The following is a 22,751-nucleotide window of genomic DNA, read 5'->3' on the forward strand; positions in this document are numbered from 1 at the left end:
TTTCGCTTATCCTTTGACAGCTCCGGCTGTCATGCCTTTCATAACCTGTTCCTGGAATACGAGATACAAGATAATGGTTGGAATGACCGACAGGGTCATGGCAGCAAGTGTTAACCCGTAATCGGTTTGATACCCGTCCGCAAAGTTCGCAATGGCCAGCGGTAACGTTTTCAATCCGGTCTTGTTGATGAATACAAGCGCAAATGAAAAGTCATTCCACGCATGCAGGAAACTCAGGATTGTAACCGTAGACAACGCAGGTACGGACATGGGCAGCATGATTCGGGTAAATAGCCCCCAAAGCCCTGTTCCATCAATAAAAGCCGCCTCTTCAATATCACGTGGAACACTTGTCAGATAAGCAGTAAGCACGAAAATAGCTGTAGGTAATGCAAAAGCCGTATAAGGTAATATTAATGCCCAGTACGTATTTAGCAAGGACATCTGTTTCATTAAAATAAATAAAGGGACAAGTGTACTATGGATCGGAATAAGCATACCTACAACAAAGAAGGTCATGATTAACCCTTTCCAGCGAAACTGGAAACGGGCCAGAATGAATGAAGATAGCGCTGCAATAAACAGCGTCAGAATAAGTGATCCGACGGATACAATGAGTGAATTGCCAAAAGCAGTCCCCAGCCTGGAGCTTTCCCATGCATTGCTGAAATTGGCAACATTCCAGTTTTCCGGCAGACCAAAGGGCCTGCTATAAAAATCTTCATTCGTTTTGAACGCACTAATCACGAGCCAGTAGAACGGATACAATGTTAAAATACCATAGACCGTTAGCAGCGTCCAAACAATTCCGCTGCGGAGGCGGCGAATCGGATGGCCTGAGCCGCTTCGTGGTGATGGCATGGATACAGGTGTCGCACGCATGATAGCCCTCCTCTCTATTGATTCTCTTTTCGTTTGCGACTGGTCACCCACTGGCTTGTTCCGATCAGCAGCAGGGAGATCAGTACGATGGTTGTTGAGATCGCACTACCAAAACCATAACGGTATGTTGTAAAGGTCGAATTGTACATATACGTTGCAAGCAGTTCTGTTGCATGTGCCGGACCACCCTTGGTCATGATGTAGACCAGATCGAAGGATTTCAGACTCCCCGAGATACATAGAATGATCGCAACCTGAACCGTTCCCCAGATCATGGGCAAAGAGACGGATACCAGCTTACGGATGCCTGAAGCACCGTCTATTTTGGCAGCATCATGAATCTCGCCTGGAATATTCTGCAATGCGGAGATGAAGATAATCAAATACAACCCCACAAAGCTCCAGAGCAGCGGCGGCACTAAGGAAAAGATCGCAATCTTGTCATCGGAAAGCCATTGCAGCTTCCAACTCTCCAGACCCAATGCGTCCAGCAAAAAGTTCAATATCCCGATCTGCGGATGATAGATATACTGCCAGATCATACCGATCACTACAGTGGACAGTACCATCGGCAGAAATACGGCTGATCGCAGGAACCGCTGTAACGGATTGCTTTTGTGTAATATGACCGCGAGCATCAGTGCTAACGGAATTTGTCCAAATACGGATGCCAACACAAAAATAACGTTATTTTTCAGTGCCCGCCAAAATACAGGATCATGCCAGATCTCTACGTAATTATCCATACCAATATATTTGGATGCGCCGATGCCGGACCAGTTGAAGAAACCGTAGTACGCCGACCATACGACCGGTACAAATACAAACAATGCATAAATGATGACTGCCGGGGCCAGCCCCAGCATAATAAAACGCCGACTGCGCAGTGCGTTCATCTGTTCACTTCCCTTCCATACTTAAAGACCCCTCCCCTGCCGGGAAGGGGTTTTGTCGAATAACCAGCTAATACGCGATGAGATGAGTTCATTGAGTCTTTATTGTCTGGCTGTACCATCGTAATCGCTATCTAGTTTGACCCATAATTACTGACTAACTGCATTGGCTTGAGCCGCCTGAATTTTGGCTGCAATATCTTCAGCCTTACCACCCATGAGCAATTCTTGCAACGCATTATTAATAACCTCAACCGTTGCCGATCCCAGCTTGGAATCGTAAACCGGCGTAATCTTCACTTCCTGCATCAAATCATATAATTCAACGAACAATGGATGCGCCTTGGTTTTGTCCAGATCAATCTTGTAACTCACCAATGTGCTGCTATCCAATGTGGCCTTCTGACCATCTGGTCCTGCCAGTGCGTAGAACAGCTCCATCGCCGCCTCTTTTTGTGCACCGCTCAGCTTTTTGCTTACACCCAACCCGGTTCCTACAACACCGGATGTGGTTCTTGGTTCACCCTTACCTCCGTCCACTGGAGGGAGAATCGTAATATGCGTGTTGTTCAATACCTCTTCAGGTGCATTGTTCACCAGATTGGCCAAGGCCCATCCGCCGTTCATGACCATTGCTGCCTTACCTTGGAAATAAAGCTGCATCATCTGTGTCTCATCGATACTGTTGAATCCATCCTGGAACGCCTTGCTGTTGCCGAGCTCCTGCATTTTGTTCAGGGCTTCAATAAATGGTGGATCGGTAAAGCTTGCACCATCTTGTGCTGTCGCTTTCAGGAACCAGTCTGTGCCGGTGATCCGGTCAGCCAGGGTACTGAATATGGTCGATTGTGCTACCCAGTTCGCCTTGTTGCCAAGCGCCATGGGAATGACTTTATTTTGATTAAACGTAGCAATCGCTTGTTCCAGTTCCGCCCAAGTCTCAGGCACTTTCACGTTGTACTGTTTGAAAAGAGCTTCATTGTAATAGATGAAGGAACTTGGCGCCAGATTCATGGGCACGGAGTAGATATTCCCGTCCACGGTGTATCCGTCCAATGCATTCGGGATGAAATTGTCTTTCCACTCCGGCTTCGCATCCAGCTCTGTGTTAATGGGTTGTAACAGATCCCCTTTTACAAATTCCTTAGTCATGGCATCCGGCCACATCACAAACAGGTCTGGCATCTCGTTAGCAGCTGCCACCGTGCGCAGCCGGGTTTTGAGACCATCTGTAGGCAGGCCTTCATCCACGACTTCAATATCTGGATGTGCCGCGCGAAAATCTTCAATAATTTGGCGCATAGCAACCGCTTTTGCATCCTGTCCAGTCCAGTTGTGCCAGAGTGTGACGGTTACTTTGTCATTGCCGCTGCCTCCTTCTGAAGTATCTCCGCCAGCACAGCCAGCTAGAATAATGGAGAACAACGTTATTGCCAGAACACCCGAAAGCCATTTTTTCAACATCTCTATATTCCCCCTCGGCGATTTGATTACACTTATTGTAAATGGTAACGTTATCATACCGTAAGGTGACGATCCACGGATGCAGGGGTGAAAAATATCGGTTCCCCTTTTCGGAACTTACATTGCTGACTTATTGCTCATAACAACAAGAAAGAGCCCTCACAATGAGAGCTCTTTCTTGTTGCAGCCATCGGCAGCTTAAACCTAGGTTATAATAATGAATAAGTGCTAAATCGTATTGAATATGGATTGCGTATTATTGAATACTGTTCTTCACCAGTTCTGCAAAAGCTTCTGACCCTTGCGTAGTGAGATGTACACCGTCTTTTTCAAAATATTCGTCGTGTCCTTCACTTGCACTGTTCCAGTCAATCAGCGAGACATTACTGTAGTTGGACGCTGCTTCATTCAACGCCCTGTTTACCGTTCGTTCCCACGGACGAGGTACACGCACAGTAACCAGATATACCTGATCCTCATCCTTCAGATAATCAAGCACCGCATTCAGGTTTTTGGAGTTAAAGGAACCATTCGTCCCGAGCTCCAGCACCACCTTGCCGCCCATTTGGTTGTTTCGCTTCAGCCCTTCCAATACATCGCCAGCCTGCCACATTTGACGGCCAACATGTCCATCCACGTACACTCCCGCTATACTTTGCTCCAGATATGGTTTTGCATCCAAAATCACGGAATCTCCAATGACGGTATAATGAATTTTGCCATCCTGGGCAGGAGGAGCCGTTTCTTCATGTTCCTCAGATGAATCAGGTGCATCATCCGTTCCATCGGATGGGTTCGCTTCAGCTCCGTCCGGAGCATCACTCTCGTTAGCCACGGATTCATCAGCTGGCTTATCTTCAGACTGACCGTCTTTGCCACCACTCGTTAAATTGTCCTGGTCCCCAGGTTTCGAGTCTGGCGCCGTCTCTCCTGTCGGTTTTTCATTGTTCTCCGGATTATCTTTCGTTCCTGCTTCCGGTTTATGGCTATGCGCATCGTTCTTTTGACCTGAGCCCGATGTCGCTGTATTAGCCGGCAAAACATTCTGTCCCTGTTCCTCCGCTACAGAATTCTCTCCATTCAATGTGGTCGACATCGATACGGAATGGGAGTCGGAATTCGCTGCATGTGAGACCATCATCTGGGATACCGTATAGGACAACAGCAGAATCGTCATCAACAGACCTGTCCGCTTCCACCACACATTACGTATACCGATCGATGACCGCCCTCTTCCCCATAATCGGGACCAGGAATCACGGAATCCGTTGTAGCGAATCGGATTTTCAATATATTTAAGAGATAATGAAGCCAGTACAACCGTTACAGCAACTTGTAAAATGATTCGTACAGGATGCGCTCCTCCCGTATCCACCGCGGGATTGGTTAAAATAATAACTGGATAATGCCATAGATATAATCCGTAGGATCGCTCTCCAATCCAGCGTAATGGCTTTGCTCCAATGAACCGTGCCAGGAATGACGATGGATGAGCCAATACCGCTACCAGCAACGTTGTTGCCACAGCCTGAAGCACCATTCCTCCTTGATACAGAAACGCATCATATTCACTGCTGTTCAACATCATGTAGATTAATAAAGCGAGTGCAGCTAGTCCCGATATATCGAGTACAAGCCGATTCATGCCAGGCAGAGAGTTCGAGAGCTTGCGACTAGGCCACACCACGGCAAGAGCGGCACCAGCAAGCAGTGCGAATGCCCGCGTGTCTGTTCCATAATATACACGGCTTGGGTCCAGATCCGGATTATACATGATGGCCATTGCGCCAGCAGACAACTCAGCTGCGACGACAATGAAGACGACCAGCCATCCCTTTCTTTTGAACACGACGATTGCTGCGATCAGCAGAAGAGGCCATATGAGATAAAATTGCTCTTCCACAGCCAGTGACCAGAAATGTCCAAACGGTGATGGAGGGCCAAAACTTTCGAAATAGGAAACGTTGTGAAAGATATACCACCAATTGCTTATGTATAATACACCCGAAACGATATCACCACGAAGCGCAGCGAGCCGGGATGGGTCTGTACAGGCCAACCAGATCATTACCACAGCTGTCATGGTCAGCATGCCTGGAAGCAAGCGCCTTACCCGTCTTACCCAAAAATCACCGAGTGAAATGCGTCCATGTTCCTGCCACTGTGACACGAGAATATCTGTAATTAAATATCCAGAGAGAACAAAGAATATACCTACACCGAGCAATCCACCCGGAATAAAATCCAAATTGAGATGATACGCGATTACCGCAAGTACAGCGATGGCTCGCAAGCCATCCAGTCCGTTCATATGTCGCTTGTTATTAGGCAATTGTGACATGCATGCCCCTCCTTGTTACTGTGAGTCAACAACATCGGTGTTGGGGGCATAATGGAACTCCTGATCGTTCTGGTTGTCATTAACATACGTATTGCACCTTCCATCTTTCATTTACAACATAAGAAAAGCCTCTGTTTGAAGCACGTTCCGATGATGCTACATTCTTGGTGAATTATACAGTCTTAAGGAAGACGTGTTGCCGGTCCATTAAGTTTTAATCATTACAATATTCTTTATATGGATTCGTAAGTTCACGTTTAGCATTATACGCCCGAAATAAGCCTCATACTTTACAGGAATAGTTACAAACGATTAAACCGATGTAACCTTTCCTGCCAGCTCATATAGCTGTAAAATCATACTCTAATTTTGTCGTTAAATATAGTACTTTTCATCGAGTGGCTAAAATTACCTGTCCGCTTGCGCAAACCAGCATACCCACGCAACCGTTCATTGAAACAATTATATTCATAACAAAAGGCTGCCGACTTGCTCAGCAGCCACTATCCATTATAAACCTATGTCAGACCGGATTGAAAGTTTTGCTCATAATTGCTTCTTCTTGCCTAGGACCCTAGAGGTAGAACGGGTGATTCTTTTCTTCTGTCCTTGCATCCAAGATTCGGTATGTGGAGCGCCCTGTGTACATTGGGATTTGCAACTTCTCCAGATCAACCATTCCATTCTCCAGAAAGTACTTCGGATCCTGATATCGCTGCAACACCTCACCTGCAATCCATTCATGGTCACCATATGTTGTAATATCCATAACTTTGCATTCATAAGCAAAATAAGCGTCCGTCAAAATGGGTACACTTACCTTCATTCCTTCCTCATACGGAATGCCGAATCTTGTAAATTTATCTGTATCTCTTCCACTAAACGTTCCTGCAGCTTGAATCCACTCTGATCGATGACCTGGTAGGAAATGAACTCCGAATACGCCACTCTTCTCAATGAGTTCATAGGAGTATGTTTCCTTACGAAGGGAGATGCCATATACACCTGGAGATGATCCGATGTATGTATGCCATCCGGACGCCATCACATTCTGGACTCCCTCATGACGTGAAGTTACCACCGCTACCATTCCAGGATAAGAATAAAATTTGGGTTCTTCTATCGGCTGACGCATCTAATCCCCTCTCTTCTTCGTTATACATACACTTTCATTATAAAGTAATGCAGCAGGTTGAAAAAGCGCTTTGCGGAGGATTACGCATAAGCACACATTCATTATTATGTTATACTGAGAGGGATCAATGTCTCAAAATACGATACCGGGAATGTGATAGGATATGGTCAAATCAGTCAAATATACCTCCTAAATGAAGGCATTATTATAATTTAGGAGGTTTTAACTTTATGTTTAATCCAATCGTGTTAGATCAGTGGGATCGAAAGCCTTACTTTGACCACTACTTGAATCAGGTCAGATGTACCTACAGCATGACTGCTAATCTGGATATCACTCTATTGATTGCTCAAATGAAACTTAAAGGCATGAAGTTCTACCCAGCTCTTATTCATATGATCTCTACGGTCGTCAATACACATCAAGAATTTCGAACTTGTTTCGACGTCGAGGGGAGATTAGGCTACTGGGACGAGATGTCTCCGAGCTATACGATTTTTCATGAGGACGACAAACGATTCTCGACGATCTGGACGACATTCCATGAAGATTTTGAGACGTTCCACATTCGTTATCTGGACGATATGAAGAATTACAAAGATCATAAACAATTGGTTGCCAACCCAATGAACCACCAAATACATTTCCCGTTTCAAGTATTCCCTGGGTGAACTTTACGGGATTTAATCTGAATATTTACAATGAGGGAACCTTCTTGTTGCCTATTTTCACGATGGGAAAATATGTTCAAACAAACGATAAAGTTTATCTTCCCTTATCTATTCAGTTACACCATGCCGTGTGCGACGGCTATCACGCTGGGGTTCTATTCAACGAATTGCAGTCATTGGCAGATCGTAGTCATAAATGGTGTTAGTTAGCTAAATGAAGAAAAGGCATTCCTGACTCTTGGTGGAGTCATGGAACGCCTTTTCTTTTTCTCTTTTTTTTCAAATGCTATTTAATTGCACTTGCTATACCCACATTGACTGCATGTTTTGCATCCTTCCACATTCATCAGGGATGCTGAACCACAAGAAGGGCATAAATCTCTTGATTCGATAAAGTTTTTTTGATTCTCCACTTGTGGATATGCGCTCTTCACTTGGTTCTGTTCTTTCAATGCATCAGTTTCATTCGCCTGCACATTGCTCTGTACATGACTTTCCAATGCTTTGGCGACGGCATCAGCAATCGATTCCACCCGGTTGGCTCCAAAGCCAATCGCACCCGAACCACCAATTCCCTTGAGATGTTTGATCAACAGTTCCACCTTGTGCCCGTGATCTCCGTATCGAAGAAACAGTGAGCATACCCGACCGAGGGCCTCAGCCATAGCGAACACGTCCGATCCCGCTTTGCCCACGTTCAGGAAGATTTCACCTGGCGTTCCCTCCAGATCATTAATTGTAATGTAAGCCATTCCGAATGGCGTATTAATTTTGTATGTTGCACCGCGAAGTACCTGAGGGCGGCTTCGATATTGCTTATCCAGCACTGTGGCAGAGGAAGAGGTTTGATCGGAAGAATGGATTTCATCATCAATCTCACTACTGAAAGACGCAACACCTGCCTGCCCTCCTACATTATTCGGGTTATCTATTGCAGATACGTCCGTCTTCTCTTTTGCTTCCGCCGTGTTCTGATCTTCGGTCTCCTGGGTCTCTTCCTTCTTCGAAGTGGACAACACCTGCACATCCCTACTGCCGTCTCGATATATCGTTACTCCCTTACAGCCAAGGTCGAAGGCCAGTTCATACAGCTCAGCCGTATCCTCCACCGTAAAATCAGCCGGACAGTTGGCCGTCTTCGAGATGGAACTATCCACCCATTGCTGAATCGCAGCCTGCACCCGGATGTGATTCTCAGCCGACAGATCCATCGCCGTCACATAATAGTCTGGTAAAGCTTCACCCGGATGTTCATCCAGCCACTCTTGCGCAATCGGTACGAACTGTTCATCATAACCCAGACGGCTTTGACGGAAATACTTGAAGGCGAAATACGGCTCAATACCCGTGGATGTGCCTACCATCGTACCTGTACTTCCCGTTGGCGCCTGGGTGATCAGCGTGACATTTCGAATGCCCTGTTTGCGAATGGCCTCTCCCACTTCAGGGTACCTCGCAACCATATTTTTCATGAATCCACTCTGTAAATACGGTTCAGCTTCGAAAGCCGGGAAAGCTCCCTTCTCTGCTGCAATCTCTGCCGATGCCAGATAGGCCTCCTTCGCCATGAATCCATACAGTTTATCCAGAAATTCAAGGGATTCAGGACTGCCGTACCTTATACGCAGCTTAATCATCAGCTCTGCCAGTCCCATTGTGCCAAGCCCAACCCGGCGTTCACGCTGCTGATTCAATCTATTTTCCTCAAAATGATATGGTGTTGCATCGATGACATTATCCAAAAATCTAGCCGAGATGCGAGTGGTTTCCGCCAGTTCATCCCATGCCACATCATCATTCGTTTCATCATAGAATTTGGACAGATTGATCGCTGACAGATTGCATACACCCCAGCCAGGCAGGCCTTGTTCCGCGCAAGGATTAGTACAGATAATCGGGTTAAAATACCAGCTGTTGGACATCTGGTTATAGTACTCCATGAATACTACACCAGGCTCTGCCGATTTCCAGGCTGATTCAATAATAGTATGCCAGATTTCGCGCGCCTTCAGTGTACGATAGTGTACCACCGCATGACCTGCGGCTTTCCATTGCTGCATATCCCCGTTCCACTCCGTGTCATAGTCTGGATCATTCGTATCGGGGAAAACCAAATCCCAATCTCCGTCCTGCTTGACAGCCTCCATGAATGCGTTGCTCACACATACAGACAGATTGGCATTGGTCACCTGACCCATCGTTTGTTTCACGGTAATAAAATCAAGCACATCTGGATGCCAGTCATTCATCATCAGCATGAGCGCACCCCGGCGGCTTCCGCCCTGTTCAATCAGTCCTGTCGTATAACTGAACAATCCGCCCCACGATACGGAACCGCTGGATGATCCGTTGACACCTTTCACCACCGCTCGGCGAGGACGCAAAGAAGACAAATTAATGCCTACACCTCCCCCACGTGCCATAATCTCCGTCATCTCGGTCAAGGTTTTCATGATGCCACCCCGACTGTCCTGCGGAGACGGAATGACATAACAATTAAAGAGTGTCAGCTCATCGCTTGCCCCCGCTCCTGCAGCAATACGCCCTCCGGGTACTAACTTCCAATCCTCCAACACGGAGCGGAACTTGGACTCCCACATTGCCCGCTGATCTGCTTTAGATTCAACAGAGGCCATGGCTTTGGCAAGTCGACTCCACATCTCTTCCGGTGTTTTTTCGATGTTGAGTGTCAGTTTCTCCACACTGGTCTCGATGATCTCTCCGCTTCGAATCCTTACTTGTACGAGCTGACCCTGACGTTCTATGATTTCGCCCACTTCCTTGGTTGGGAACTTGGGATCATCCTTTGTTAATACCAATACCACATCTCCGACCTTGGCATGATTCGAATCAGCGTCCTTCCAGGCGTATCGGTCCAGAAATATTTTCTCGCTAAGTCCTTCTAATTGGTACGATCGTTGGTTTGATTTCATCGCTACGTTCAACCTCCCCGATTAACGCTCCATTTTTAATATAAGAGTAAAATATGATGAAACACCACATATAGTGATAAAAAACCAGTATATTACACTATATATTGATTTTCCATACGACTTTTATCATAGTCTATCTGCATAGACTCCCCATACTCTGACAAGCTTCTTCACACACCCTCATACGCATGAATACGATATCTGTGAATTTTTTGGGACAGAAAAAACATGTGCCTTTACTAAATTTCTGGGTTCAATATAAGTTAAACTAATCATTTGCACCTCAACGGAGAGGACAGAAAAAACCTGAAAAAGCGGAGCGTTCGCCTTTATCCCCTGATTTCCCCTTCAGAAAAGGGAATCAAAGAAATCTGGGGATAACAGCGATTGGAAGGTTGTTCTGTCATCGTAGTGTTTGTGCAAATAAAATGTAGTTCAACTTATATAGTTATGAACTCACTCTCATTCGTCCATACTATTACCTACGAATAAAACGTCATCACGTATGGCAGGGGAGGAAGCATCATGAACCGGAAAAACCCGCACCACACGAGTCAACCTGTAGCCGAGCTGCCCGTTCCACTGGAATTCGATCGAAGCTGGATCAATCAGTTGGAATCACGACTGGATAAAGGAGGCCCTTGGGGAGATTACCGACTCTTTCAACTGGGCATTCAAGCCGAAGAGACCAATCTGATTCCCAATTTTGACGAGATCCAGTGTTTGAAGCATCTACAAGGCCTTACTCCACTTCCTCACCAGATGGACACTGCACGCAGAGTATTATTTGAAATGTCAGGCCGGGCCATTCTCGCCGATGAGGTGGGTCTTGGCAAAACCATTGAAGCCGGTCTCATTCTGAAAGAATATATGGTTCGGGGTCTCGTATCCAAGGTACTCATTCTCGTACCGGCTTCTCTTGTGCTGCAATGGGTACGGGAGCTGAATTCGAAATTCGGTATTCCTGCCATTGCCCAGAAAAAGGCCTATTCCTGGCAGAATGAAGTAGTCGTTGCTTCCATGGATACAGCCAAACGTGACCCGCATAAAGATATGCTGCTGAACACTGATTACGACATGATTATTATTGATGAGGCTCATAAACTCAAAAACAAGAAAACAACCAACTATCAATTCATGCTGAAATTGCGCAAAAAGTACTGTCTGCTGCTCACAGCTACACCTGTGCAGAACGATATGAGTGAGCTGTTCAATCTGATTAACCTGCTGAAGCCCGGTCAGTTGGGGCGTCAGGGTGACTTTGCGGCGAACTTTGTCGTAGACAAACGGGTTCCGAAAAATCAGGAACAGCTTAAGAACGAGTTATCCAAAGTGATGATTCGTAACCGCCGCGGCGAAGGCCCCGTTCAATTTACCAAACGGAACGTCTCCAACGTGAATCTGCAACTATCGCCCGAAGAACAAGCACTTTATGATGGGGTGACGTCCTTTGTTAAGGATCAGTACCAGGAAGCTGGCGGCAACCTGAGCAGCATGCTCTCCCTTGTTACATTGCAGCGGGAAGTGTGCAGCAGTCGGGATGCTGTATTCGTGACGCTGGTTAACCTGTCGAAGAAACTTCCGCTGGACTCGCCCCTTCGGGACAAAATTTGGGAACTCGTTGCTCATATTAAAGCGATCAAGGAAAATACCAAAGCCGAGAAAACGATGGAACTGATTCGCAACATGAATGAAAAAGTCATTATCTTCACCGAATACCGGGCCACGCAAGAGTATCTGCTGAACTATTTCCGCAACAATGGGCTTACGGCTGTACCCTATCGGGGCGGCATGAATCGAGGCAAAAAAGACTGGATGATGGATCTCTTCCGCGGACGTGTGCAGGCCATGATTGCAACCGAAGCGGGTGGCGAGGGCATTAATCTGCAATTCTGCCACCATATGATCAACTTTGATCTGCCTTGGAACCCTATGCGGGTAGAGCAGCGAATCGGGCGGGTACACCGGCTGGGACAGCAAAATGATGTGAACATTTTCAACCTATCCACTTCCGGAACCATTGAGGAACATATCCTGAACCTGCTGCATGAGAAAATCAATATGTTTGAGATGGTGATTGGCGGGCTGGACGTCATTCTGGAACGGCTGGAGAAGAAGGAGTCCATTGAGAAAAGCCTGTACAAAATCATGTTGGAATCACAAAATGATGAAGATATTCGCCGTAAAATGGATTCACTTGGGCAATCACTGAACTCCATTCAGCGCGAGGTTGCCGATGAAGGCCCTGCCGTCTCCGGGCTGTTAGATCTTCGCAAAGGAGGTAGCTGACCCATGACCATGACTCCCCATGAAGTGCAGGCATATGTTCTCACCTATCTGGAAGCACTCGATTGTAAGATTATGGAGCGTTCGCCTGCCCATGTTACTGTTAAACTTTCGCCTGAGGCAGACAAAGCGTTGACCAATCGCCCCTATTATTGGGGGTTCGTGGAGCGAACCGGAGCACCCGCTGAGACAATGTCCTTTACATTCATATTCGATCCTGACAGTTATCAGCAGGCCATTGAAGCAGCCGAAGCCAAAACAGCGCAATCATCACCTGACACTGCTCAAACGAATGGCGCAACCAACGGCAGCCCTCAAGGCGAGCCACCGAAAGAAACCATTCTGGGCCGTTATTTCGGCATTACTCCATCCATGCCACTACTGGGACCAGGAAGGATATTGCGTGAAGAAGTGGTGTACGGCAGTCGCAGGCTCCAACAGATTTTTGGCGCAGCCCGTGAAGGGGGTGCCTTCGTGAATCTGTTCGAACAGGCTGCCAAACGGCAATTGCGCGCTACAGCGCCAGCCGTATATGAACCTTGGCTCGGTGTCTGTTTCAAGGTAGAGTTCGCCTGTGATTTGAAACGGGAAGAATTGCATTTTCTCGGCATCTCCCTTCGCTCGGGTGAAATTATAGAGAAGTTCGGAACCAAGCTGAATCGACGTGATCTCAGTCCAAGGCTCGCGGAGAACATGCATGTACAGACAGCCAAAGTATCGTTATCCGATGCCGGCGCTGCTCTCGAATCTCATTTGACGAACCGCTTGCTGGAACTCGATTATAGCTGGGCTGAGAAAGCCCAAGAGCGACTTGATCTGGAGCTGGACGTGTTGGATACCTATTACGAAGCAGTACTCCGGGAAGATACACCTGAAGTAGAACCCCCGGGTAACACAGCCTCAGGCGTGGAGAGTGTCCATTCTAACCGCACGTCATCTGTAGCTCTGAAAAAAGTTCTGGATATAACTAACGCTAAACCCATTGGAACAGATATGGAACTGGCCGCAGAGGCCGTTGTGCCGATCGAAACCGAGACAGACGCTGAAGAAGAGAAAGCCAAACAGGCGGTTATCGATCGCGAATCTATGAAACTGCAGTATGAGACACGCCGGACCGAGATGATCTGGCAATATGAACCCAAAGTGAAAGTGACTGCGATTAGCAGCGGCATGTTTCACTTAAGATAGACGAAGACACTACTTTTCCTGCAAATGCTGGCAAAAGTAGTGTTTATTCATGATCAGCTGCCCGACAGGTTGCGGCAACCTTTGCATAACCCGTCCCCTAGAATGAAATTAGGACCGGCTCAGGTAACGGATAAATGAAAAGTAGGTGTGAATTTGAAACAATTCTTCCATATGTGTTGGAACAACGCTCGGAAAACAGTCTGTATCTCCTTGGGCTTGCTCAGTTGTCTTGCCCTATTCTCCTTTTGGTCGATAGCCAATGCTGAAGAACAAACAACATCTTCACGATCTCTCGTATCATCCACAGAATATAGTCCAGAACATCATGCTTCCCAGAATGACAAGCTAGCTCCCGCTGCTGTACAACGATTTGCAGAGCAACAAGCTGCTGCACTTGGTACGGCTAACACGGAAGCTGATTGGAAGAACGCCGACCTGGACTTCTATCCTCTCGGCCCTGGTACACATAGCTGGCTGGTGCAAGCTGCATTGGATGGGAAACCAATGGGATATATGATTATTACCGCCACAGAACAGGGACATCTGATACTTAGTGAATATGGTCAAGGAGAGCAGTCACCATATAACAATGAACTTCTCGGACAAGCCTTGGATCGACAACATGTGAATCTTGAGGCGTTACTTGCTGGCGGAGGAGAGCTTCATTGTGGTTATGCTCTTCCCCTGCTGGCTTATTGGAAAGTGGAACAACCCAACCATCCTGCTCTTTATATTGATGCTACGAATGGTGATGTATTACCGTCCGAGTTGCTGAAGCTGTTGGAGGCTGGTTCCAAACAGGTTTCTGAGATCATAACTAAGTTATCCATAGCTTCATCGGGCACAGTCGATCCAATTCATTTGCGCCCCGTCTTCAATCCGGCTGACAATCTGTTGTGGATGACATCCAAGCCTATTGCTGCCAATCGGGCACGAGAGGTGATACAACACGGGGAGGATCAAGAAATTGTTTTCTCAGCAGAGGATCGCAACGTCGTATACGGTGGTCCTCTACCCGTAAGCGGTTATCAGCTGTGGCATGCAGATCATGAAGCAGAGTCCATTCTATATATAGCGCTTGGTGGAAAAACATCCATTCAACGCTTTGTGCCTTTGAGAACATTACAACAAGACGGTCAGTTTTACATCTTGAAGCCTTAACTGTCAGCTAACTCCACAGATCATTTAATAACTTTAGAACAATTAAATATCTACAAAAAATAAGACGCCTTCCCATGCAGTAAAGGGATTGCGTCTTTTGGTTTCTCAGCAAGGCGTGTCTTAAGCTCACTGAGTGAAATAGGTGTGTTACAGTTATCCTTTTCCTGAAGAACTTCGTTTATGAGACGGTGTATCCAATTCCTTTTCCTTTTTCCCCACCCACAGGGATACAGCGAAGGGAATCATACCAAACCATTTCATCGCCCACGGCTCTTTCCTTTTGGCGCGGTCTTTCCGCTCATCCTTCGGCGTATCGATATAATGAACAACCCGCTGCGTAATGTATTTTACCAATTCATCACTTTTGGCCATAACATCTGCCTCCTTCGCTCCTGCACATTCGCGGAGCTTACGATAGTTCTATTGTGTGCAAGATGTGTACTGGTTAAACATTTTTTTATTGAAAAGGGTATGAAAAACCTCAGAATGCACAGTCTAATGCCAAAGGTATCCAGACAGTCATTAATCTGCATCCGATACCTATTTCATGAAGGAGTGTGTATCCCATGTATAAGCTGCTGACCGCTTCGGTAGCCTTGTTAATCAGCTTCTATTGCATCCCCATGCTGCCCCATGTCGCTTATGGGAAAGCAGCCCCGTCCCAGAACAGTCCGTCCATGCTGCCTGTGACCGATGGAGATGCTTATCACTCAAGTCATCATGCCTTTGCAGCACCGGTTATCCTGCTCGATGTAGGCCATGGCGGTATTGACGGCGGTACGTCAGCCCAGGGTGTGCTGGAAAAAGATATCAACCTCGCCATTAGCCAAAAAGTCTATCTCCTGCTTCGCAGCAAGGGTTATGCCGTTATCATCAATCGACTTGGTGATTACGCCCTTAGTGACGACAACCGCTGGCTGAACAGCCGCTCGCGTCATACCAGAGATCTTGCCCAACGTAAGAGCCTTAGCGAAGAAGTAAGTACGGATATCGTGGTCAGCATCCATGCGAACTGGAGTCCCCGATCGTCTGCACACGGCCCCGTGGTATTGCACCAGAAGGAAGGCAGAAGCTATCTGTTAGCCCAATCCATCCAGGACGCCATGAACCAATTGTTCGGAACGAAGCACGGGGTCGTGTGGGGCAAGCCCTTTTATTTATTGAATTACGTGAAGCAACCTGCGGTCATCGTCGAAACCGGATTTTTGAGCAATGCCGAAGACCGGGCCAGAATGAGTGACCCCGCAGAGCAAAAACGAATCGCAGAGTCTATTGCGAGCGGCATTATTTATTATCTGTCGGTAGTGTAGGCGTAGCGTGCCAGTTCCACACTTCGCGCACAAGATCGCCAATACCTACAAACTCAACCTGACCCTGCAGACGGGAAACGGATTCACGAACTACAGCTGATGTGTTCATCCCGCTATGTCCGACATGACCAATAACAACACAGATCTCCTTGTCGATTGCACGACGAGCTGCCAGATCCATTTGCTTGCGGATGTGTTGCTTGGAGTTCTGATCATCCAGGAAAATGTCATTACCTACAGGTGGCATGTTTTTGGATATGGCCAGTTCCCCCACCACGGAGCGAAAGTTCGTACGGCTGTCTACAAAGAAAAGGCCCCGCTCCTTGCATACATCGAGCACAATGGACATGATGCGTTTGTCCGACGTAATTTTGGAACCCATATGATTGTTCATGCCTATTGCGTAGGGCACATCATCAATCGCTTTTTCCACGCGTGAGCGGACTTCTTCATCTGTCAGATTGGATGTGATTGCACCCGGGCCCAGCCACTCAGGTCTTCCTTTCTTGGGTTCCATGGGCATGTGCACAATCACATCCATCCCCTTTTCATGTGCAGCGATCGCATCTTTCTTCGTTGTTTGCAAAAAAGGCATGACTGCTACGGTTAGTTTAATTGGCATTGCCAGGATCTCTGGGGTACCTTTCATGTCGTTACCAACATCATCGATGATAATCGCTAATCGTTTATGATTTGATGTGGACTCTGAAGCTGCCGCTGTAGGACCTCCTGCCAATATGGCTCCGTGAATCACAATTAACAATGCCATGCAACCTGCAATGAATCGATAATGCTTTCTCTTTTCCTTCATCATGTTCCCTCCCCGTAAGTTCTGTGATCTCATTGTTTGATAATGAAGGGAGTAATATGTAAGCCAAAGCCTTCCTTAATAACAACATCCCCACCACTGGAGACCTGTATTTCAAGCGAACATCGCCTTAATCCCCGTTCTCACCTTTACTTTCAGACAAGAACTGTCATTAAACAGATGCAAAATAGAGATTAATTAGAAAAAATACTGTAATTTGTCAGGTTTTCAGTTTGGCAATTATTTAGTAGAATCAACAAATGAAAGAAGTTAATGTGTTTCATTTCTTTCCTATACTTTTGGAAGGGGGTTTTGAAAGGGTTTACATAAAATAAATGCCAGACTATCAGCTCTTCTTATTTCCCTGGTCACGGTTTCTCTATGTAACCATTTACCTTTATCGAGGAGGATGAAAGTAGTGAAATTTAAATTCAAAAAAACGATCAATGTTGTATTGGCTTGTTTAACAGCACTACCCCTGATGTTAACCCCGACACAAGTTTCGGCGGCAAGTGATGCCAATATTAATTTGTCCTCGGAAAAACAACTGATCAAGGGCTTTGGAGGCATTAACCTTCCTGCCTGGATTGGTGATCTGACTCCCGCTCAACGAGAAACGGCTTTTGGTAATGACCAGAATCAGTTAGGCTTTTCAATTCTGAGGATCTACGTCGATCCAGATTCGAATAACTGGTATCGTGAAGTTGCCACAGCCAAACGGGCTATTGAGAAGGGGGCTATCGTATTTGCCTCCCCATGGAATCCTCCGAGCAGCATGGTGGAAACGTTCAACCGTAATGGAGATACCAATGCCAAACGTTTGAAATACGACAAATATGCCGCATATGCGCAGCATCTGAACGACTTTGTAACCTACATGAAAAATAACGGTGTAGATCTGTATGCCATTTCTGTGCAAAATGAACCGGACTATGCTCACGACTGGACCTGGTGGACTCCACAAGAGATCCTTCGATTCATGAAAGAAAATGCAGGTTCCATTCAAGGTACCAGAGTCATGGCGCCTGAATCCTTCCAATACCTAAAGAACATATCCGATCCAATCCTGAATGATCCGCAGGCACTTGCCAACATGGACATTCTGGGAGCACATACGTATGGAACCCAGATTTCGAACTTTGCCTATCCTCTCTTCAAGCAAAAAGGAGCCGGTAAAGAACTGTGGATGACTGAGGTATATGTTCCGAACAGTGACAACAATTCAGCAGACCGCTGGCCTGAAGCACTCGAAGTTTCCTATCACATGCACAATGCCATGGTAGAAGGTGATTTTCAGGCCTATGTGTGGTGGTACATCCGCAGACAGTATGGTCCGATGAAAGAGGACGGTACCATAAGCAAACGCGGATATAATATGGCCCATTTCTCCAAATTTGTACGTCCTGGCTACCTGCGAGTCGATGCAACGAAAAATCCGGATACGAACACATTTGTTTCTGCATACAAAGGTGATAACAAAGTTGTCGTCGTGGCAATTAACCGTGGAACTTCGGCCACAAGCCAGCGGTTTGTGTTGCAGAATGGCAATGCCTCCACTGTATCTTCGTATGTGACGGACAGCAGTCGCAATCTGGCAAGTCTTGCACCTATTAATGTTTCCAATGGCGCATTCACAGCCCAGCTTCCTGCACAGAGTGTAACTACATTTGTTGCTGATCTCACTGGTGGCAATGGAGGCGGTAATGTAGGCACTGGCACCACATATGAAGCTGAGACGGGAACAACGTTGACTGATGCAGTGATCGAAACACTTTACCCGGGATATACAGGATCAGGATATGTGAACTTTAACGCGTATACAGGCTCAGCCATTCAATGGAATAACATCAACAATACGATTACAGGTACCAAAAACGTAAAGTTCCGTTACGCCCAGGAGAGTGGTACTCGCAATCTGGACATCTACGTGAATGGCACCAAAGTACTCAGCAATGAACCCTTCACTGCAACAGGAAGCTGGTCCACCTGGGGTGAGAAAACCATTCAAGTTCCTATGAATTCAGGTGTAAATACCCTTCGAATCGTTACAACGGGAACGGAAGGACCGAATATTGACAGCATTAATGTTACCGCAGCACAATAAAACATTCCGTATGGTTGATGTTAGGCTAATATCAAAAAATGCAAACAAAAAAGACTCCTCATGCGTTAGCTTGAGGAGTCTTTTAATTCGATGCGGTCGAGAGGACTCGAACCTCCACGGGGGGTTAGCCCACACGGACCTGAACCGTGCGCGTCTGCCAATTCCGCCACGACCGCATATTGTATCTCCGTGATTAATCTCGGCGACAAGAAATAATATATCATGCCGAATCTATCATGTCAATACTGAAAATAATAACATGAAAGCCCGAACCAGACATGCTTGTCCATTCGGGCTTTACCTTCAACTAATCATTTGGTTTATCAAAAAGGAGTCATACTACAGCTTGGAAGGCCAATTGCCATACCATGCATAACCGCCTCTTCTTTCTTTATCAATGTCACTTAATTTGTATTTAACTACCCCGTCTCGTCCAATGAAAATGGGTCTATCCGTTCCTATTTCATAGAAGCGTGCCCAGATCGGTGCTGCTTTGGAATCAGCGATAATCTTGCTATCACCATTTGCCCTTTCATATCTGTAACCCGTAATTTTCACCTTGTTAAACCAGTCCTCTGCTCCTTTAATGGATGCGGTAATTTTAGCGGTAGCAGGCCTCGTTTTCAGAAATTTAACAATCGTTACACTCTCTCCAGCTGTCAGCGATGGTACTTCGTAGATTCTTGCGCTCGCTGGTTTAAGGGAACTGGAATCATGTTGTTGTCCCCATGCTGTAAGCTTCCCCCCTGAGACGACTTGTGTATTCAGAATCGCCTCCACACCTTTGGCAACTGAATTTTTACTCCGATTAGCAAGTGTACTGTCGATAAATGAAAAATCACCTTTGCGTGTTGCTACTTCATCGAGCATGATCATTACATTAATCATTGCATCGTCATTGTAGGTAATATGCTTGTGATATCCAGAGCTTTGGTAGACTTGTGGCCATCCGCCGTTTGAATACTGCATACTGATTAAAAAGTTGATTCCTTTGATTGCAGCTGTGGAGTAGCGTGGATCATTTGTCTTTTTAAATTCCTTCGCCAATCTTCTAATTTCTGAATATGTAGCCTTGTTGTCAATCGTGGACTTCGCCCACTCTCCACTTGTTTGTTTATAATCTTTTCTCCAACCTCCATCCGGCAGTTGGTTCTTCAAAATATCTGAAATACTCGCTGTTGTACCGGATGCATCAGCAGCAGATACCGTCCCTACAGGAAGAACTGCCATTCCAACTGTTGAGAACACCATGGTGCATGCCAGGACAAAAGTAACAATTTTCTTCGCTTTCAAATGTAACACTCTCCCATGTCATTTAATAAAATTCACAATTCTACCTTACCTATAATGCCAGTCTTAAACCTCCTTAATTTGAATGTATACCACAATAAAATCTATTTTCATCCAATATGTGGATTGGATAATCAGATAATATGCAATAAATCGATTTTTGTCAATATATGCAACTTAATGAATATAATCTCTCAAATTCAACATAACGGATAGTTCTTTTAACTCATGACAAACTTAATTATTTATCCAATTTCGTCTCAAACGAATCAATAATGACGTTTTTGTCATCAATGATACCCAAACTTGACGCCTTCTTTCATATAAAATCGTTAATTCCGCTAACATTGAGGTATTACGAAGGGGTTTAAAAGGGTTTGACAATTACGCATTTATGCAATATAGTTTCAAATAGTTACAAAAACTTAATTATTCATTGCCGAGTTTCAGGTTTGAAAACGGGGGAACCATTTTGGGTGAATTATTCTTATACATAGGAAATATAGGGAACCTTCTACCGAACCCTTAGCTAACTCCGTAGGCATCGAAGGGAGAACATTGATTTTGAAAAAACTGATTATCTCCATTTTTGGAGCGGCTGTACTATTTACATCCGGGGCAACAAGCACAGAGGCAAGCAGTATTAACTCCGTAGTGAACAACATGACAGGTATTCCTTACAAGTGGGGTGGCACGACTCTGGCAGGGTTCGACTGTTCCGGGTTTATGAGATATATTTTCAATAAATACAGCATTGAATTGCCACGTACTTCGCAACAGCAAGCCAAAGCAGGTACTCCAGTAGCCAAGAGCAATGTTCGGACAGGTGATCTGGTGTTCTTTAACACAACAGGCAAAGGCATTTCACATACAGGTGTTTATATCGGCGGCGGACAATTTGCACATGCATCCAGCAGCAAAGGGGTAAGCATCACCAAAATGAGCAATCCTTATTTCAATGATCGTTACGTAACAGCACGTCGGGTAACTGGACAGTTTATGTACGATAAAATGTTAGGGAAAATGTAGGTATAATATCAAAGAGGAGGCTCCGGATCAACCGGAACCTCCTCTTTTGTTTGATTTCCTCTTTAGGAGGACAGTCCTTGGACTACCTCCATCTGCACTTAATGCAGCGCCTTCTGCACTCGCATCGCGCCCTGAGACAGGGCATGTCCGCCTCCTACAGCTCCGGCAACAGCAACGGTCTCCATAATCTCCTGATCTGTAGCGCCCTTGGCACGTGCTTCTTCTACATGATAGAAGGTACATACCTCATTGTTGGCGAACAAGCCAATACCAAGCGCGATGAGCTGTTTGGTCTTCGCATCAATCACCCCAGGTTGGAAGCATTCTCCGGTAAACTCATGATACGACTTCACCACACCTGGCAGCACATCACTTAATGCTCCAATCTGATCCTTGTAGGCATGAACTTTATCATTCATCAATGTCATGTCTTGCAGCACACCCTCTCGGCTATAGTTACAGAATTTCTTCACTGTACCTATCTTCTCTCCCGAGTGAGTCAATTATGCCAAGAAATCATGGTAAATCCAAACATTTGTACGCTCATACTTCTGACATAATGATCGTTGTTACTCACCAAGTGGACTTTGCCGGGGTTCGCTGAATAACTGATAGCGGTAACCACGATCCAACTTGACGACACGTCGATTCTGACGACGGATAAGTACCTGCTCGCCATCCCAGGCAACGACAATCCCGGTTACATCGTTCGATTCCAGCTCGTCCCGTACTACTCTGACTTTCTCACCTGACAGACGCAGGGCGTCCAATTCTGTATCACTAATCATGTTCATGGCTCCTATATTCCAAATTTATTTACAAAAAGAGACCTAAATGAAAAGTCATTTAGGTCTCACGTGACTGTATTGGACTGTCATGTCATTCGAAATGTTGTCCCGACTGAAAGTTACCGCTGCGCGTGCTCTTTGCTGTCGTTCTTCTCGAACCAAAAATCAAGCACTTTGGCGGACATCACACGTTCTTCAAGGTACTCCACTTGATGCGGTGTAAATTGTTCTTTCCAAGAGAAGGACAACTCTTCGCATAAGCCTACAATCGTCAGTAATTCTGACCAGGCAACATAGCGTTTGTACCAGAAAAATTGAGGATGTTCAATCATATAGGGATAAAGGTCATCGAATTCCGTATGTTTACAATCCAGGGCACGTTCAAAATGAACTTTCGATTCCGCCAGCTTATCATTAAAGAATTGTTCTGTTGCCGGTTGGTTCCCCATGGTGTTGCCTCCTCTCCCT

Annotated in this window: 18 protein-coding genes, 1 tRNA gene, 1 pseudogene and 1 riboswitch; of the genes and pseudogenes, 7 read left to right on the plus strand and 13 right to left on the minus strand. The window is 46.0% G+C overall.

Annotation, left to right across the window (positions count from 1 at the left end; translation table 11 throughout):
* Positions 1–6: 6 nt before the first annotated feature.
* The 5 genes from MKY73_RS19350 to MKY73_RS19370 all read right to left on the minus strand — a co-directional run bounded on the left by MKY73_RS19350 (position 7) and on the right by MKY73_RS19370 (position 6,715).
* The gene (locus MKY73_RS19350; RefSeq protein WP_253442477.1) at positions 7–861 is read right to left on the minus strand and encodes a carbohydrate ABC transporter permease; all 855 of its coding nucleotides are present in this window, start codon (positions 859–861) and stop codon (positions 7–9) included.
* A gap of 35 nt (positions 862–896) precedes the next feature.
* A complete protein-coding gene (locus MKY73_RS19355; protein WP_253433433.1) occupies positions 897–1,778 on the minus strand; it encodes a sugar ABC transporter permease in 882 nt (293 codons plus the stop codon).
* Positions 1,779–1,925: 147 nt separating this feature from the next.
* Positions 1,926–3,239: an extracellular solute-binding protein gene (locus MKY73_RS19360; protein WP_339303083.1), complete on the minus strand. Its 1,314-nt coding sequence runs from the start codon at positions 3,237–3,239 to the stop codon at positions 1,926–1,928.
* Positions 3,240–3,495: 256 nt separating this feature from the next.
* The gene (locus tag MKY73_RS19365; protein ID WP_339303084.1) at positions 3,496–5,580 is read right to left on the minus strand and encodes an acyltransferase family protein; all 2,085 of its coding nucleotides are present in this window, start codon (positions 5,578–5,580) and stop codon (positions 3,496–3,498) included.
* Between the two features lie 574 nt (positions 5,581–6,154).
* Entirely contained in the window at positions 6,155–6,715 is a 561-nt protein-coding gene (locus MKY73_RS19370) for a flavin reductase family protein (protein WP_339303085.1), read from the minus strand.
* A gap of 230 nt (positions 6,716–6,945) precedes the next feature.
* Between MKY73_RS19370 and catA the strand changes: the two are divergent.
* Positions 6,946–7,592, plus strand: a pseudogene (gene catA, locus MKY73_RS19375) (type A chloramphenicol O-acetyltransferase).
* A gap of 84 nt (positions 7,593–7,676) precedes the next feature.
* Here catA and MKY73_RS19380 read toward each other — a convergent pair.
* On the minus strand, positions 7,677–10,319 hold the full coding sequence (locus MKY73_RS19380; protein WP_339303086.1) for an adenosylcobalamin-dependent ribonucleoside-diphosphate reductase: 2,643 nt from the start codon (positions 10,317–10,319) through the stop codon (positions 7,677–7,679).
* Positions 10,320–10,844: 525 nt separating this feature from the next.
* Between MKY73_RS19380 and MKY73_RS19385 the strand changes: the two genes are divergently transcribed.
* The 3 genes from MKY73_RS19385 (at position 10,845) to MKY73_RS19395 (ending at position 14,954) form a co-directional block, all read left to right on the plus strand.
* Positions 10,845–12,608 carry an SNF2-related protein gene (locus tag MKY73_RS19385; RefSeq protein WP_339303087.1) on the plus strand — a complete coding sequence of 588 codons (1,764 nt, stop codon included), beginning with the start codon at positions 10,845–10,847 and terminating at the stop codon, positions 12,606–12,608.
* Positions 12,609–12,611: 3 nt separating this feature from the next.
* A complete protein-coding gene (locus tag MKY73_RS19390) occupies positions 12,612–13,793 on the plus strand; it encodes a YqhG family protein (RefSeq protein ID WP_339303088.1) in 1,182 nt (393 codons plus the stop codon).
* 147 nt (positions 13,794–13,940) lie between these two features.
* Positions 13,941–14,954, plus strand: coding sequence for a hypothetical protein (locus MKY73_RS19395; protein ID WP_339303089.1), 1,014 nt, complete (start codon positions 13,941–13,943; stop codon positions 14,952–14,954).
* 153 nt (positions 14,955–15,107) lie between these two features.
* Here the strand turns inward: MKY73_RS19395 and MKY73_RS19400 are convergent, their stop codons facing one another.
* On the minus strand, positions 15,108–15,326 hold the full coding sequence (locus MKY73_RS19400; protein WP_339303090.1) for a YqzE family protein: 219 nt from the start codon (positions 15,324–15,326) through the stop codon (positions 15,108–15,110).
* A 194-nt stretch (positions 15,327–15,520) separates the two neighbouring features.
* On the opposite strand from MKY73_RS19400, the gene MKY73_RS19405 reads away from it, so the two are divergent.
* Entirely contained in the window at positions 15,521–16,264 is a 744-nt protein-coding gene (locus MKY73_RS19405; protein WP_339303091.1) for an N-acetylmuramoyl-L-alanine amidase, read from the plus strand.
* Here MKY73_RS19405 and MKY73_RS19410 read toward each other — a convergent pair.
* Complete coding sequence (locus MKY73_RS19410) at positions 16,239–17,078, minus strand: divergent polysaccharide deacetylase family protein (RefSeq protein WP_339303092.1); 840 nt, start codon at positions 17,076–17,078, stop codon at positions 16,239–16,241. The genes MKY73_RS19405 and MKY73_RS19410 overlap by 26 nt on opposite strands.
* Before the next feature lie 412 nt (positions 17,079–17,490).
* Between MKY73_RS19410 and MKY73_RS19415 the strand changes: the two genes are divergently transcribed.
* The gene (locus tag MKY73_RS19415) at positions 17,491–19,176 is read left to right on the plus strand and encodes a carbohydrate-binding protein (RefSeq protein ID WP_339303093.1); all 1,686 of its coding nucleotides are present in this window, start codon (positions 17,491–17,493) and stop codon (positions 19,174–19,176) included.
* A 91-nt stretch (positions 19,177–19,267) separates the two neighbouring features.
* Here the strand turns inward: MKY73_RS19415 and MKY73_RS19420 are convergent.
* Together MKY73_RS19420 and pelA are read right to left on the minus strand one after the other, a co-directional pair.
* Positions 19,268–19,352 (minus strand) — tRNA-Leu (locus MKY73_RS19420).
* Between the two features lie 163 nt (positions 19,353–19,515).
* Entirely contained in the window at positions 19,516–20,478 is a 963-nt protein-coding gene (gene pelA / locus MKY73_RS19425) for a pectate lyase (protein ID WP_339303094.1), read from the minus strand.
* 415 nt (positions 20,479–20,893) lie between these two features.
* Positions 20,894–21,025: riboswitch (cyclic di-AMP (ydaO/yuaA leader) on the plus strand.
* Positions 21,026–21,030: 5 nt separating this feature from the next.
* On the opposite strand from pelA, the gene MKY73_RS19430 reads away from it, so the two are divergent.
* Positions 21,031–21,495, plus strand: coding sequence for a C40 family peptidase (locus tag MKY73_RS19430; protein ID WP_339241221.1), 465 nt, complete (start codon positions 21,031–21,033; stop codon positions 21,493–21,495).
* Positions 21,496–21,593: 98 nt separating this feature from the next.
* Here MKY73_RS19430 and MKY73_RS19435 read toward each other — a convergent pair whose 3' ends face one another.
* The 3 genes from MKY73_RS19435 to MKY73_RS19445 form a co-directional block, all read right to left on the minus strand.
* On the minus strand, positions 21,594–21,923 hold the full coding sequence (locus MKY73_RS19435) for a carboxymuconolactone decarboxylase family protein (protein ID WP_017689352.1): 330 nt from the start codon (positions 21,921–21,923) through the stop codon (positions 21,594–21,596).
* A 141-nt stretch (positions 21,924–22,064) separates the two neighbouring features.
* Positions 22,065–22,283: a hypothetical protein gene (locus tag MKY73_RS19440; RefSeq protein WP_278295843.1), complete on the minus strand. Its 219-nt coding sequence runs from the start codon at positions 22,281–22,283 to the stop codon at positions 22,065–22,067.
* Between the two features lie 119 nt (positions 22,284–22,402).
* Positions 22,403–22,732 (minus strand): hypothetical protein, encoded by a 330-nt coding sequence (locus MKY73_RS19445; protein WP_036609615.1) that lies wholly within the window; start codon positions 22,730–22,732, stop codon positions 22,403–22,405.
* Between the last annotated feature and the right edge of the window lie 19 nt (positions 22,733–22,751).

Source organism: Paenibacillus sp. FSL R5-0519, from assembly GCF_037974275.1.
GTDB lineage: Bacteria > Bacillota > Bacilli > Paenibacillales > Paenibacillaceae > Paenibacillus.